This is a genomic window from Polaribacter sp. L3A8, assembly GCF_009796785.1.
Classification (GTDB): Bacteria; Bacteroidota; Bacteroidia; order Flavobacteriales; family Flavobacteriaceae; genus Polaribacter.
Map to the genome: position 1 here is coordinate 2,310,276 of NZ_CP047026.1, position 17,070 is coordinate 2,327,345.

Genomic DNA, 17,070 nt, shown 5'->3' on the forward strand with positions numbered 1-17,070 from the left:
TAATTACCTTTTAACGAGACTAATAATTATATATTTAAGATTTACAAACCCTAAAAAAAATTAAAATGATAAAAAAAACAATTCTTTTTGTAACATTTTATAATATTCTTACGTATAATAAATTGTAGCAATACATTAATCCTTTAAAAAGTCATAGAGAATTAGATGAGACAACTTAAAATTACCAAGCAGGTTACTAATAGAGAAACTGCATCATTAGATAAATATTTACAAGAAATAGGTAAGGTAGATTTAATTACCGCTGATGAAGAAGTAGAATTGGCACAACTTATTAAAGCTGGAGACCAAAGAGCTTTAGAAAAATTAACAAAAGCCAATTTAAGATTTGTTGTATCTGTTGCAAAACAATATCAAAATCAAGGATTAACATTGCCAGATTTAATAAACGAAGGAAACTTAGGTTTAATTAAAGCAGCAAAACGTTTTGATGAAACTCGTGGTTTTAAATTTATATCTTATGCCGTTTGGTGGATTCGTCAATCTATCTTACAAGCCTTAGCAGAACAATCTAGAATAGTACGTTTACCGTTAAATAAAATTGGTTCTATCAATAAAATTAACAAAATGTACGCTTTCTTAGAGCAAGAAAATGAGCGCCCACCAAGTGCTGAAGAAATTGCTAAGAAACTAGACATGACTGTTAATGACGTAAAAGAATCTATGAAAAATTCTGGACGTCACGTATCTATGGATGCACCTTTAATTGAAGGTGAAGATTCTAACTTATACGATGTATTAAACTCTGGAGAATCTCCAAACCCAGATAGAAAATTATTACACGAATCTTTACGTATCGAGATAAACAGAGCATTAGAAACTCTAACTCCACGTGAAGCAGATGTTGTAAAATTATACTTTGGTTTAGGTGAGCACCAACCAATGACTTTAGAAGAAATTGGTGAAACTTTCGATTTAACTCGTGAGCGTGTTCGTCAAATTAAAGAAAAAGCAATTAGAAGATTAAAACACACTTCTAGATCTAAAATTTTAATGACATACTTAGGTTAATCATTAATTTTTATAAAACTTAAAAACTCTCAAATTTATTTTTGGGAGTTTTTTTTATACACGTCATTACAAGGCACAATCTTGTCTTTTCGACGAAGGAGAAATCACATAAAGTTACTTTATTTTTTTTGAAGCTATTTCCCGCTTTCCGTTATATCTTTTTATTACTTTCTTTCCAAAGCTCACTTTTTTATAAACTATAGCAAGCTCATCATTAGAAACAGATTGCTTCGTACCTCGCAATGACGTTTTTTTTTATAGAGGTAATAAAAAGGATGCCACTTCAATCGGGGCTAAACCTCACTCAGTATTCATCAATGGAAAAGAAAAAGAGATAAAATAAACATACAGATTATTTATTTATCGTAATCATCAATTAAATTTAGCACAAAAAAGGATGCCTTTTAAAAAGGACTAAACCTATTTATTACTTTTCTTTTTACCACAAATTCTATATTTTCTATATCACTATGTGGTCGAAATTTATAATAAATTATTGTTATATTTTTAAGAGATTGCTTCGTTCCTCGCAATGACAATTTAAGTACCTTTGCAAAAATAAAATCACAACACAACAACAAAATAATGAGTAATTTACTTGCACCTTCAATTTTAGCAGCAGATTTTGCTAACCTACAAAGAGACATCGAAATGGTAAACAATAGTGAAGCAGATTGGTTTCATATTGATATTATGGACGGTGTTTTTGTACCAAACATTTCTTTTGGAATGCCTGTTTTAAAAGCGATTACTAAACACGCTAAAAAAACAATTGATGTACATTTAATGATTGTAAACCCAGATCAATACATACAAACATTTGCAGATTTAGGCGCAGATATTTTAACCGTACATTATGAAGCTTGTACACACTTACATAGAACCGTACAAGCCATAAAAGCAGCAGGAATGAAAGCTGGAGTTGCTTTAAACCCACACACACCAATTGCTGTTTTAGAAGATATTATAGATGATTTAGACGTTGTGTGTATTATGAGCGTAAATCCAGGTTTTGGCGGACAATCATTTATAGAAAACACCTATAAAAAAGTAAGTCAATTAAAACACTTAATAGATTTTACAGAATCTGAATGCCAAATTGAAATAGACGGAGGCGTTACCTCTTATAATGCAAATGCATTAATAGAAGCCGGAGCAAATGTTTTAGTTGCTGGTAGTTTTGTTTTTGGATCAGAGAATCCTACACAAACTATTGCCGACTTAAAAAAGACAATCGAATAATTGTTATACACAGTTGTAGATATAGAAACCACAGGAAATGGATATAAAGGTTCTAAAATAACCGAAATATCCATTTTTGTTTTTGATGGAAAAAAAATTGTAGATGAGTTTACTACTTTAGTAAATCCAGAACAAAATATCCCTGCATTTATTACCGATCTTACAGGTATAACAGATGCAATGGTAAGAAATGCGCCTAAGTTTTATGAAATTGCAAAAAAGGTTGCAGAAATTACCAAAGACACTATTTTTGTAGCACACAATGTTAATTTCGATTACAACATTATTCTAGAAGAATTTAAAAACTTAGGATTCGATTTTGAACGACAAAAGCTCTGTACCGTTCGTTTGTCTAGAAAAATTATTCCAGACTTAAGTTCTTATAGCTTAGGGAACATTTGCACCATAGAAAACATCCCTATAAACGGAAGACACCGAGCAAAAGGAGATGCAGAAGCAACTACAGAATTGTTTAAAAGGTTACTAGAAAGAGATGATAATTTTACTATTAACTCCTTTTTAAATCCTAAATCGAAACCAGCAACCGTACCACCTCTTTTAAATAAAAAAGTAGTAGATAACTTACCAGAAACTTTTGGCATTTATGAGTTTAAAAACTCAGATAATGAAATTATTTATATTGGTCAGTCTAACAATATAAAACAACGTGTTATCAGTCATTTTTCTGATAAAAAGAAAACAGCACAAACCATGTGTTTAGAAATTGCAGCTATTTCTTTCACAGAAACTGGTAACGAATTACTGGCTTTATTATTAGAATCTACAGAAATTAAACAAGCTGCCCCTAAATTTAACAAACCACAAAAAGAGAAAAAAGAAACGTTTGGTTTGTTTGTTTACGAAGATCAAAAAGGTATTATGCATTTAGGCCACAATCGGTTAAAAATGATTCCGAACCCAATAATAAAATGCTATTCTGTAACAGCATGTAAAACTCATTTAGATACTTTACGTAAAGAGTTTCTGTTATGCCAAAAATATTGCCACATAGAACCTAATACTTCTAGTTGTACTCTTTATCCGCTAGAAGAATGCAAAGGTATTTGTTGTAATGCAGAAGCTATTAATGATTATAACGCTCGCGTAAAAGAAGCCATTAAATCCGTTGAAATTAGCACTGAAAGTTTAGTTATCAAAGAAAAAGGAAGAACTGAAAATGAAGTTGGTTTTGCGTTAATTTTAAACGGAATTTATCAAGGTTTTGGCTATGTAGATATGCATCAATCTGAACAATTAGAAAACCCAGAAGATTATCAGTTTTTTGTAACACCTAAAAAAGACAGCAAAGATATTCAACGTATTATTTCTAGTTATTTAAAGAAAAAAGAGGCTTAAAAAAAAGCCTCTTTCTTACTAACTAACCAATATAAAAACCACTATAATTTTGCTACCAAATATTTTACTAAATCCCTTGTAGTAACTATTCCTACCAGTTCAGAATCTTCAATTACTGGTAAAGCATGAAATCCTTTATTTGTAAGTAACTCTGCCGTATCTTTTATAGAAGTATAAGGCGGAATTGCTATTATATTTTTTGCCATAACTTGCTCTATAGAAAAAGTATTTTTAACAACACTATTAATCGTCTTTTTATCATCGTTCATATCAGAATAACTAACTCTCTGTATGTCCGAGTAACTTAACATACCTATGATTTCTTTTCCTTTTACAACAGGGATATGTTTAATTTTTTTATCAAAAAATAATTTTTCTGCGGTAACTAAATCATCATTAACACTAAGTGTTACTAAATTTGTTGCCATTATTGTTGATATCGGCTCGTCTCTTTTCATAATATGTTGTTTTAAATCGTACTTCAAATTTCTGAATAAAAGCAATTGTAAAAGATGATTTATGTCAGTTTTATTCTTTTTTTTTATATTTAAGAAACAATACAAAATAAACCTTAAAATAATAGACACAAAACCAAATAGTTATTTGTTTCGTATATACTTAAGAATAAGAGGTGAAATTAATTTATTGATTATCTTTAAATAATTCTCTTTCATATTAAAATATTATTTCTGTACCTCGAAAACAATTGTTTGATTTAGATATTCTTTCTATACAATTCTAAATTTAATACACCTAGCAATTAAAAGCTATTATAGATAAAAATTAACTATTAATAATTGTCACTAAAGGTCTAAAATTGGTACAAAAAGTAAAATATTAAAACAATAGTTAAGAAAAATTTATTAACAACCATGTGACTTCTAATAAATTACGGTGTCCAAATATAGTAAATAGCCCATAATTAATTTGTTTCAAAATAATTATGAGGTATAAATTAAAAATTAATAAATTATGAAAACCCCCACCCTATTTTTAAAATTAATATTATTTATTAGTCTTATAAATCCTTATACAACAAAAATAATGAGTCAAACTGTAGTTGCAACTACTACAGTAGAATCTAGCACTTACACAATTTCTGGTGGACCAAAACAAATTGCTTTTGTTATTGCTGGGGGTAATGGAGGAAATGGAACCAATACTTTTGGAGGTAACGGTGCTACCATAAACGCAATCTATAACCTAAACAACGGAGATGTTATTAGATATCTAGTAGCAGAAGGAGGCTTCGGTGGCTCAGAAGCCGGTGGTGGTGGTAGTACGGGTATTTACATTAACAGTACTTTAATTTTAGTTGCTGGTGGTGGTGGTGGTGGTGATAACTCAGCCAATGCTGTTGGCTTTGGCGCTAATAACACTACAAATGGAGACAATGGAACGGTTGCAGCTACTTTTACAAATAATGGTAGTGGTGGTACAGCTGGTAATGGAGGTACTTCTAATTCAGATTCTGGTGGTGGTGGTGGTATTAACTCTGCGGGTGGTAATGGTTCTTCTGGTCTTGGTGGTAAAGCAGCTAAAGTAGATTTTACTCTAGCTCTAGGAGGTACTGCAATTTCTGGAAACGGAGCTGGTGGACGAGGTCTTACTGGAGGTGGTGGTGCTGGTAATTTTTACGCTGCTGCTGGTGGTGGTTACTCTGGTGGAGGTGCTGCGGGTGGCGCTGGTTCTGCGGGTGGTGGTGGTTCTTTTGTTAACACTACTTTTACAGGCTACGTTACTAGTACAATTGCAGCAGGAGCAAATGGTGCTGCTTCTGGAGCAGACCAAACAAACGGAAATAATGGTAGTGTAACAATTACAGGTATTACAGATATAGATAATGATGGTATTACAGATTCTATTGATATAGACGATGATAATGATGGTATTTTAGACACAGAAGAAAACATAGAATGTACCGGTAGTTTAAATTATGAATTTTATAATGCATCTCCTGCTTCTAATACTGTAGACAACATACCTACAACGGGAGTAACTGGCGTGGGTACAGTTTCAGATTTTGATGTAACAGCATTACAGACTATTGTTACTCCTACTGATGCCAATACCTACAGCATAAGATACACTGGTTTTATAAAAATACCAACAACAGACACTTACACTTTTTACTTAAACTCAGACGATGGTTCTAAAGTATATATTGATGGAAATGAAGTAGCAGATTACGACGGACCACATGCAGCAAGAGGCCCTATAGCAGGAACTCCTGTTTTACTAAATGCAGGTGCCCATACCATTGAAGTGCTCTTTTTTGAAAATAACGGGCAACATTCTTTAATTGTTGAATACTCAAGTATTTCTGCTCCATTAAGAATTCCCATTCCGTTTAACACTTTATCTCCTGGTAATTGCGATAGTGACGGCGATAGTATACCTAACTCATTAGATTTAGACTCAGACAACGACGGAATTCCAGATAACATTGAAGGGCAAACTACAAGAGATTACCTAGAACCTTCTGGAGATGATGTTGACAACGATGGTTTAGATGATGCTTATGACTCAAATTTAACTGGTAGTGCAAATTCTTTTGGAATAACACCTTTAAATACAGATGCTACTGCAACAATCGGAGCGGATACTGTACCAGATTATTTAGATTTAGATTCTGATGGTGATACTATTTTTGACATTGTAGAATCGGGTTCTGGACTTACAAATACCGCCGGTAGAACAGATGGAATTGTAGGCACAAACGGACTAGAAAACACCTTAGATAATGGCGATAACTACACCGATGTTAATGGTAGTTTTGACAGCACCCAAACCGACAATTTTACAGATATAGATAGTGATGCTTTAACATTTGGAGATGTAGACTATAGAGATCTTACAGAAGACGGAATAGCAATGATTACTCAAGTATATCAATCTAATTTAGACAACTGGATAGAAATCACAAATATTCATAGTACAAATAATATCGCTGCCAACAGCATAAAAGTACAATTATACAATTCAAAATCAGGAGATCAAACAGGAGTTTCCCCTAACTCCACTTATACCGTTAATGCTGTTTTAACCCCAGGACAATCTGTTTTACTAGGTAATTTGAATAATGCAATTACAAACATCAACAGTAGTGCCCTTCGTTTAGATGATACAAACATCACAAATTTTGCAAATGCAGACGATATTATTACATTATCATCTAGTAATGATGCTAATTCATATATACATAGATACGATATTATCGAAGCATTTACAGACAACACTTCTTATGTAAGAATTGATGAAATAGAATTACCTAATATTACGTACACTACAAATGAATGGGTAGCTTTTATAGATAACAACATCGATGCTTATCAAGCTGGATATGGAGGAGATATTTCTAGCACTAAAAGACACCCTCAAGACCCGTTAATTTCTGAAATAGAAGATTCAAATACGCAAGCAAATACTTTGTTAGGTTTACATCAAATTGAAAAAACAACTACAAATGCAAATAACACTTGGGACAATGGGTATCCAGATAGGTCACGTTACGTTGTTATAGATGAAGATTACAATCATACTGGCAGTAGATTTAGTGCTCGTAAATTAGATGTAAATACCTTTAAAGAATTAAGAATTACAGATAATGTTTTAGTGGTTACAAATGATATTCTATTAGATGGAAACATTAGATTAACAGGGACCACTGCTCAACTAATACAAACACACACAAATACTAGTACAGTTACAAGTTCAGGTACGCCTGGTCAATTATTTATAGATCAAAATTCTGAAGTACCTAGTTTATATCGCTACAACTATATGAGCTCACCTGTTACCAATCCAGGTGCAGATAACTATTCTCTTATCACTGTTTTTAAAGATGGCACTACGCCTAACGACCCAAAAGACATTACTTTTGTTACAGGCTATGATGGTTCTTATGCAGGCGGAGTTCTTAAACTAGCAGATTTCTGGATCTACACCTATGCTACAGCCAGCAACGGTAGATCTAATTGGGAACACAAATACCGAAGAGGTACCATAAAAAGAGGAGATGGTTTTATCTTTAAAGGACCTGGTCAAATACAAAACTATACTTTTGTTGGTACACCTAATGACGGTAGTTTTACATCAGAAAATGAAATTGACACAGGAGAATCTTATTTAATTGGTAACCCGTTTCCTTCTGCTATAAATGCTAGAAAATTTATAGACGATAATATAGACGCTACTACCGGAACCTTATATTTCTGGCAACATGTAGGTGAAAATAATAACCAAGGAACTGCCGGTCATAACTTTGCTGGATATATTGGTGGGTATGCCTCTCAAAATAAAATTACGTCTACAAATGCATATGCAGCAACCCCTACAACCGCAGTATTATATACACTTCAGGCAGAAGATGCAGATTATACAGGAATTCCAACATCAACTGGCCCTACTACTGGAATTTCATTAAATGAAACTGATTACATTAAGTTCGAAAACATTTCTAGCGGTGTAGATACTTTAAAAATAACCTATGCAGCTATTGCTGATAAAAACCTTCAAATTAAAGTTAATAATGTTGTAAAAGGAGAAATTACCTTTGCAGGCACTAGTAATAATTATACCGAAAAAGAAATTGCTTTATGTATAGAATCTGGTAGCAATATTACATTAACCTCTACCAATGATGGAAATAGCATTAAAATTGACCAAATAACATTTAAAGATAATGATGGCTACATTGCTTGTTCTAGTGTTGGTAATGATGACACTAAATATGATGACCCACAACCTTATATTGCAGTCGGACAAGGATTTTTTGTAGTAGGTGGAGATACTAAAGATAAAATTGTTTTTAACAATAGCCAAAGAGCATACGTTACAGAAGAATCTGGAGAATCTGTCTTTTTTAAAGGTAAAAAGAAAACGCTAAAGAAAACGCCTACAGAAGAATTACCTATTTTAAAACTAGGCATGAACTACGCCAAGGCTAAAGGGAGTAATTTCCATCGTCAAATTGCCATCTCTTTTAACAAAGCAAACTCTTTTGCCTATGAAAAAGGATTTGATTCTCAAATGTATGATATTAACCCGACGGACTTCTATTGGAATTTTTCTAACGACACCAACAGTTATGTAATTGCTGGGATACAAGGTATATCTGATGCTTTAGAAGTGCCTTTAGAAATTGTTGTAAGTAAAAATAGTGTTATTACAATTGTAATTGATGAAACCACAAACATCAATCAAAACATATACATAAAAGATAAACTTACAGGTAAAACACAACAAATAAATAATGCAAGTGCCAGCTATCAATTAAAAACAGGCACCTACACAGACAGATTTGTTTTGGCATTTACACCAGCAAATACTACACTTAGTTTAAAAGATGATATCTTAACAAAACAAACAAGTGTTTTTACAGATAACAAAAACCATAACATTGTTATTTCTAAAAATAAAGAAATAAAGATAAATACTGTAACGTTATTTGACATTCTTGGTAAAAAAGTAATTCTTTGGAATATTAAAGAACAAAAAGAAACCTACCAATTAAACATCAAAAAACAAATACCAACAGGTATTTACATTGTAAAAATAAAAACAGACAAAGGTACAATCAATAAAAAAGTTCTTGTTGAATAACCTATAATACACAACTCCGTTATTACATAATAAGTAGCTCTTAAATTAAGAGCTACTTTAAAAAAAACTCTTAAAAGCAAGTAATCAAAAAAAAAAAAATAAAGATTACGTAACACATAAAAACCATATTTATTGTACATTAGTCAAAAAAAAAATACTATATTACTCATTCACAGACAACTAATACTAACAAACAATCAATAATAATATTTAGCCCTTTTACATTTTTAAAATCTTTCTTACATGATGAACTATCTAAAAGAAACGAAATTATCTTGGGAAATAATTCGTTTTAAATTAGTACCCCCTAGCATTCATACGCCTCTTTTTAAAACAATTTTTAAAAAAGCTTCGCATTTTATAATGCCAATACTTTTTCTGTTTGGTTTTAATTCCAAAATACTAGCTCAAACAGAAGTAGTCAATACTTCTACTGTAAGTAGCTCCTCTTACACCATTTCTGGTGGTCCAAAACAGGTTTCTTTTGCTATCACTGGTGCTAATGGAGGAAACGGAACTACTACTGGTGGTGGTAAAGGAGCTATTATTAACGCAACCTATAACCTAAACAACGGAGACGTTATTAACTATCTAGTTGCAGAAGGCGGTTTTGGCGGTAGTGAAGCTGGTGGTGCTGGTAGTACTGGTATATACATTAACGGCACCTTAGTACTAGTTGCTGGTGGTGGTGCTGGTGGAGATAATTCTGCTGGTGCAGTTGGTTTGGGTGCTAATAGCACAACAAACGGAGATAACGGAGTAGGAATTGGTGGTGGTGCTGGTGGAACTAATGGTGCTGGTGGTGGTGCAACCGTTGGGGCTGGTGCTGGTGGAGGAGGTATAAACTCCGCAGGTGCTAATACAGCAAGTGTTCTTGGTTCTGGTGGAGGTACTGCTACTGCCAATTATTCTTTAGCTGCTGGAGGAACCTCTGCAATTGGTAGTGGTAGTGGCGGTAGAGGACTTACTGGTGGTGGTGCTGGTGGAGTTAATTACGCTGGTGGTGCTGGTGGTTATTCTGGTGGTGGTGCTTCCGGTAATGGTGGTTCTGCTGGTGGTGGAGGTTCTTATGTTAACACTACTCTTACTACTTATCTTACTAGTATTATTACAGCTGGAGCTGATGGAGCAACAAATGGAGGAAACCAAGCAAACGGAACTGATGGAAGTGTAAAAATTACAGTTACAGACTTAACAGATACAGACAATGACGGTATTGCAGATGTTAACGATGAAGATAGTGACAATGATGGTATTTTAGATGCTGACGAAGGTTGTTCTGCTATTACAGGTACTACATTTAATTTAGTACCTGCAGAAAGCGTTATAGGCAATATAGCTGCTGGTGGTAAATTAGTTTATAAAGATGCCGCAGGTAATAAAGTAGTTTTAGAAGCTGCAGGAACTGTTGGTACTAATAATGGTTTTACAATTGCAGATGGAGGTGCAGACCCAAATGATGGTACAACTATAAAAAATATTACTACAGGTGAAATAATTTTCGAAGTCATTGCAAATGACGCAAACGACCAACCCAAATTAAAAGTATCTGCGTTTTCTGCAAATGGTACTGCTTTTAATATTGAATCTATTGGTTTAGGTGGTATTGGTAATATGGACAACTCTACAGCACAAGATGCGATTGCAGCAAGTGTTCCTGGTTTTTGGTCTAATTTAGTAGCCAGTGGAAACGCATTAAGTAGTGCTCAAATAACTACTTCTCCTGTTGGAGCAACAGCCGTTTCTAATATAACTCAAGCAGAATTAGCCATATATAATTTTAATAATTTTGTATCACAAGGAGCTGTTTCTGAAGTTATTTTTAATCACAGCGATGATTTAGTTCAAGATGGATATAATGCAACTTTTACCCCAAAAACTCCTGTAAACTCATTTTTTATAATTGTAGATGACATCACAACTAGTGATGCAGATGGGCGACAAATCCTTACACATCTTTTAACTACATCAATAACTATTTCTGGTACTATTTGTAGAGATACCGACAGTGACGGAATACCTGATAATTTAGATTTAGATAGTGACAACGATGGTTGTAGTGATGCTATAGAAGCAGGTACAACTACTAACCAATCAACAAACTATCAATTTCCATCTAACGATGTAAGTGCTACAGGTGTACCAAATACAGCTGCTACACCAAACACTTCTGGAAATTACATAAATGCAGCAGTAACATCTTGCGATTGTCCATTTGCTTCTGGTATAGATACCGATGGCGATGGTCTAGATGACACTTGTGACCAAGACAATGACAATGATGGTATTTTAGATACAGATGAATGTATGGGTATCGTATATTCTGTACCTTTAGTTACAGAAGGTTTTGAGGCAGCTAGTTTTGTTACAGATGCTGGTGTTGATGACGCTGCTTGTTTATTTAGTCCTAGTTTTAACATACCAAAAGGTGGGGGTATTAATCTTTTAGACCCTTCAACAATAACAGGTTGGCAACCAACAACGGGTGTTGTAGAGGCTACTAAAGGCTTGCATCCGGTACCATCGGGTAAAGCTGCTGTTTTTAATGCATTTGCAGCAGATGCAAGTGATGCCACTAATATTTGTAGAGGTCTTGATGTAGATCATAATGGAAATGGTAGGTTTGGAGAAATTGTTTCTATAAATAACGTAACTGTAGTAGCAGGTGTATCGTATTCTGTAGCGGTTTATGCAGCAGAAGTTTCAAATACAGATCCGTTTGTAAATTCTTATTCTTTTAAGTTTTATAATGCTGGTACAACCACACTTGCAGGAATTCCTGATTTTAGTTTAAATAATATTACACAGGGTAACCAAAATTGGCAGTTAAACGAAACAGATTTTGTTGCATCAGTAACAAAAAATATAGATATTGTTTTAGTGCAAACTAATCCAGAAGAATTTGGGGCAGATATTGCTTTAGATGCATTTAGTATTTTAAGAGGTACATGTTCTGGAGACACAGATAAAGATGGTGTTTTAAACATTTATGATTTAGATTCAGATAACGATGGTATTCCAGATGTTATAGAAGCAGGAGGTACAGATGCAAACAATGATGGAAGAGCAGATGATGATGATAACAATGCAGACAATACAGGTTCAAATGGTATTCCAACTTCAGCTGGTACAGGTCTTACACCAACAAGTACAGATGGAGATAGTATTCCAGATTACTTAGACTTAGATTCAGATAACGATGGTATTCCAGATGTAACAGAAGCAGGAGGAACAGATGCAAACAATGATGGAAGAGCAGATGATGATGATAACAATGCAGACAATACAGGTTCAAATGGTATTCCCACCTCAGCAGGTACAGGTCTTACACCAACAAGTACAGATGGAGATAGTGTTCCAGATTACTTAGATTTAGATGCAGATAATGATGGAATTCCTGATAATATAGAAGGACAAACTACAATAGGTTATGTAGCACCTTCAGGAGCAGACACCGATAATGATGGTTTAGATGATGCTTATGATCAAGATTGTACCGGAGCAAATTGTTCTGGTGTAAGCGGAGCAATTATCAACCCTGTAAACGCAGACAATACCGATACTGCAGATTATATAGATTTAGATGCAGATAATGATGGTATTTTTGATGTTATTGAATCAGGAAGTGGATTGGCAAATGATGGTAATGGCGTTGTAACTGGTGCTGTAGGTACTAACGGATTAGTAGATGCAATAGAAACAGGCGATTCAGACCAAGGGTATACGGATGTAAATGGAGAGTATGACAATACTCAAGCAGATAATTTTACAGATACAGATAACGATGTAAATACCGGTGGAGATGTAGATTATAGAGATGCTCAAGATAATGACAATGATAAAGATGGTGTTCCAGATAGTGTAGATTTAGATGACGATAATGATGGTATTTTAGATACTGAAGAATGTACTGTTCCATCTGCAAATATCTCACAAATTAGTAGCTCTTTTGTAGATTCTGGAGCTCCAGGAGACGTTGGTGACATCGCAGTATATTCCAATATTACTACTTATAACGGGGAAAGTATTGATTTAAGGGTAACCGTTTTATCAAATTCTAACCCAGCAAACATGACTGTTAATATAGCAGGTGTAGGTTCGAGTCCTAACATATATCCTATTTTTTTAGGAGGAAACCAATTTTCTTTTGACGGAGATTCTGCATCATTAAAATTTGAATACCTAATTTCTGGTACCAACACATTAATTCCTGTTATAGCAAGTTTTGTTTGGAAAGATATCGACCTTGTAACAGGTTTCTCTAGCGGTAACGGTACAGAGTCTATTACATTTAACACCAATGAAATTGCTGCCTATACGGTAGATACTCCTACAAATATTATAGTTAATTCTGTAGGTGGAGAAACTGTGTTTACTTCATCACTTAATTCAAATACTAGTAACACTAAAATAATGGTAAAAACAGAGATGCTTAAAACAAGCTCTTTTACTGCTAGCTTTAGAAAAAGAGATGGGCCTACTAATGATACAGGTTATCTCTTTGGTTCAACCACATTTGCTAATCCTGTTAAAACCCAATTAATAGGTCAATGTGAAGATACCGATGGTGATAGTATTCCAGATTACTTAGATTTAGATTCAGATAACGATGGTATTCCAGATGTAACAGAAGCAGGAGGTACAGATGCAAACAATGATGGAAGAGCAGATGATGATGATAACAATGCAGACAATACAGGTTCAAATGGTATTCCAACTTCAGCTGGTACAGGTCTTACACCAACAAGTACAGATGGAGATAGTATTCCAGATTACTTAGACTTAGATGCAGACAATGATGGTATTCCAGATGTAACAGAAGCAGGAGGAATAGACCTTAATAATGATGGAAGAGCAGATGATGATGATAACAATGCAGATAACACAGGTTCAAATGGTATTCCCACCTCAGCAGGTACAGGTCTTACACCAACAAGTACAGATGGAGATAGTGTTCCAGATTACTTAGATTTAGATGCAGATAATGATGGAATTCCTGATAATATAGAAGGACAAACTACAACAGGTTATGTCGCACCTTCAGGAGCAGACACCGATAATGATGGTTTAGATGATGCTTATGATCAAGATTGTACCGGCACAAATTGTTCTGGTGTAAGCGGAGCAATTATCAACCCTGTAAACGCAGACAATGCCGATACTGCAGATTATATAGATTTAGATGCAGATAACGATGGTGTTTTTGATGTTATTGAATCAGGAAGTGGATTGGCAAATGATGGTAATGGCGTTGTAACTGGTGCTGTAGGTACTAACGGATTAGTAGATGCAATAGAAACAGGCGATTCAGACCAAGGATATACGGATATAAATGGAGAGTATGACAATACTCAAGCAGATAATTTTACAGATACAGATAACGATGTAAATACCGGTGGAGATGTAGATTATAGAGATGCTCAAGATAATGACAATGATAAAGATGGTGTTCCAGATAGCGTAGATTTAGATGATGACAATGACGGTATCTTAGATACTGATGAAGGCTTTAGTTGTCCTTCTACTTCTTACATAGATTTAGGACAAGCTTTTACAAACACTTCAACAAATACAAATGGAGGAAATGCTTCTGGTAATGTTGCAAACATTTATTCTTTTGGAGGTACAAGTGCTACTTTTAGTTATGAATTAATAAATGCTGCTCAATGGGTAGCGGGTGTGTCAAGTAAAGGGCCTACGGTTGGTGTAGATGGTAACTATATAAATACGCAACCCAATTTTACTAATTTCCCTTCAGGTTCTTTTTATCCTGCAAATGCAGCAACTATTAGTGCTGCAGTGTATAAAATAACTTTTACACAACCAGTATTTAATGTAGAATTTAAATGGGGTGGTTCTGATCATTCTGACAGAACTGATTTTTTAGCCAATTTAAACGGTTCAAATACTCCTTTAACAATTAGCAATAGTACACTAGCATCGGGAAGCTATAAAATTACAGGGCAATCTCTTGTAAGTAATGCTATCGGAGCAAATGCTCCATCTAATGCGGTCTTAATATCTTCTCAAGGGCCTTTAAATGAAATTATTATTGTAGTAGGTAAAGAAAATGGAGACAATAGTAATGCTACAACACAATTATTTGAACTTAAATATTGTGCGGCTTTAGATACGGATAATGATGGTATTCCAAATCATTTAGATTTAGACTCAGATAACGATGGTATTCCAGATGTAACAGAAGCAGGAGGAACAGATTCAAACAATGATGGAAGAGCAGATGACAATGATAACAATGCAGACAATACAGGTTCAAATGGTATTCCTACTTCAGCAAATACAGGTCTTATGCCAACAAGTTCAGATGCTGATGGTATTCTAGATTACTTAGACTTAGATGCAGATAATGATGGTATTCCAGATAATATAGAAGCACAAACTACTTTAGGTTATGTGGCTCCAACAGGAGTAGATACCGATAAGGATGGTTTAGATGATGCGTATGACCCAGATTGTACCGGCGCAAATTGTTCTGGTGTTACCGGAACTCTTATTGTACCCGTAAATACAGATGGTGCTGATACTGCAGATTATATAGATTTAGATGCAGATAATGATGGCATTTTTGATATTATTGAATCTGGAAGTGGATTAGCCAATGATGGAAGTGGTGTTGTAACAGGTGCTGTAGGCACTAACGGATTAGTAGATGCTATAGAAACCGGCGACACAGACCTAGGTTATACTGATGTAAATGGAGAGTATGACAATACACAAGCGGATAACTTTACAGACACCGATGGTGATGTAAGTACTGGTGGAGATGTAGATTATAGAGATGTACAGGATAATGACAATGATGGTATTCCTGATAGCGTAGATTTAGATGATGATAATGATGGTATTCCTGATACTGCAGAAAATGGAGTAAATTTTGCAGATGGCGATGAAGATGGAGACGGCATACCAAACTATAAAGATACTGCAGATACTGCAGGTGGTACTGGAGATGGTAGTACAACAGACTATACAGATTCTAATAACGATGGTATTCCAGATGTATATGATGCAGATGGCGATGGTATTCCTAATCATTTCGATTTAGATACAGACAACGATGGCATTCCAGATTTAATTGAAGCAGGTGGTGTAGATACCAATGGAGATGGTGTAATAGATTACCCAACTCTTGGAGACCCTACAACAATGGTAGATCTTGATGGTGACGGTTTAGCAGACACTTATGACGATACAGACACCGCAGGAAGTTCTACTGGTTGGTCTGCAGGAACTCCTATTTCTAATCCAGATTCAGATGGAGATGGAATTCCAGACGCACAAGATTTAGATGCAGATAATGATGGTATTCCAGATGTGGTAGAAGCAGGCGGAACAGATGCTAATGGAGATGGTAGAGCTGATAATTTTGTAGATATAGACAATGATGGTTTTAATGATCTTGTAGATGGTGATATAAACGGAACTACAGATCCAACAAAAGCATTAATTATTACAGGTACAGATGGTAATAGCGATGGTATTCCAGACAATTACTCGAATGGAGATACAGACGGAGATGGTCTTTTAGATAGTACAGACTTAGATGCAGACAACGATGGTATTCCAGATCTTGTGGAAGCAGGTGGTATTGACACCAATGGTGACGGACGTGTAGACACAAACACAGATGCAGACAAAGATGGTTTGGCAGATATTTATGATGAAAACGCAACAGACGGTCCAGGTCCTGACGGTACAAATGGTATAGCCTTGGTAGAAACTGATGCCGCTGGTAATATGCTAGATGGCGCTGGTATTCTATTGATAGTGATTCCGATGGAATTGCAGATCATTTAGACTTAGATGCAGACAACGATG

6 protein-coding genes are annotated in these 17,070 nt (G+C 34.7%); 5 read left to right on the forward strand and 1 reads right to left on the reverse strand.

Features of this window, described 5'->3' with window-relative positions; genetic code table 11:
* Positions 1-165 precede the first annotated feature (165 nt).
* The 3 genes from GQR92_RS09550 (at position 166) to GQR92_RS09560 (ending at position 3,627) form a co-directional block, all read left to right on the forward strand.
* Positions 166-1,029 carry a sigma-70 family RNA polymerase sigma factor gene (locus tag GQR92_RS09550; RefSeq protein ID WP_036827110.1) on the forward strand — a complete coding sequence of 288 codons (864 nt, stop codon included), beginning with the start codon at positions 166-168 and terminating at the stop codon, positions 1,027-1,029.
* A 585-nt stretch (positions 1,030-1,614) separates the two neighbouring features.
* Positions 1,615-2,271 carry a ribulose-phosphate 3-epimerase gene (gene rpe / locus GQR92_RS09555; protein WP_158839069.1) on the forward strand — a complete coding sequence of 219 codons (657 nt, stop codon included), beginning with the start codon at positions 1,615-1,617 and terminating at the stop codon, positions 2,269-2,271.
* On the forward strand, positions 2,272-3,627 hold the full coding sequence (locus GQR92_RS09560; RefSeq protein ID WP_158839071.1) for an exonuclease domain-containing protein: 1,356 nt from the start codon (positions 2,272-2,274) through the stop codon (positions 3,625-3,627).
* Between the two features lie 41 nt (positions 3,628-3,668).
* Here the strand turns inward: GQR92_RS09560 and GQR92_RS09565 are convergent, their stop codons facing one another.
* Positions 3,669-4,085: a CBS domain-containing protein gene (locus GQR92_RS09565; RefSeq protein WP_158839072.1), complete on the reverse strand. Its 417-nt coding sequence runs from the start codon at positions 4,083-4,085 to the stop codon at positions 3,669-3,671.
* Between the two features lie 586 nt (positions 4,086-4,671).
* Here GQR92_RS09565 and GQR92_RS09570 point away from each other — a divergent pair.
* Positions 4,672-9,231: a PA14 domain-containing protein gene (locus GQR92_RS09570; protein ID WP_158839074.1), complete on the forward strand. Its 4,560-nt coding sequence runs from the start codon at positions 4,672-4,674 to the stop codon at positions 9,229-9,231.
* 243 nt (positions 9,232-9,474) lie between these two features.
* Entirely contained in the window at positions 9,475-17,049 is a 7,575-nt protein-coding gene (locus GQR92_RS09575; protein WP_158839075.1) for a beta strand repeat-containing protein, read from the forward strand.
* The last annotated feature ends 21 nt before the right edge of the window (positions 17,050-17,070 follow it).

What these genes read in the sequence shown, in the direction of transcription:
- GQR92_RS09570 (WP_158839074.1), top strand. Translation starts at nt 4,672, where the DNA reads ATGAGTCAAACTGTAGTTGCAACTACTACAGTAGAATCTAGCACTTAC.
- GQR92_RS09550 (WP_036827110.1), top strand. Translation starts at nt 166, where the DNA reads ATGAGACAACTTAAAATTACCAAGCAGGTTACTAATAGAGAAACTGCA.
- rpe (WP_158839069.1), top strand. Translation starts at nt 1,615, where the DNA reads ATGAGTAATTTACTTGCACCTTCAATTTTAGCAGCAGATTTTGCTAAC.
- GQR92_RS09575 (WP_158839075.1), top strand. Translation starts at nt 9,475, where the DNA reads ATGATGAACTATCTAAAAGAAACGAAATTATCTTGGGAAATAATTCGT.
- GQR92_RS09565 (WP_158839072.1), bottom strand. Translation starts at nt 4,085, where the DNA reads ATGAAAAGAGACGAGCCGATATCAACAATAATGGCAACAAATTTAGTA.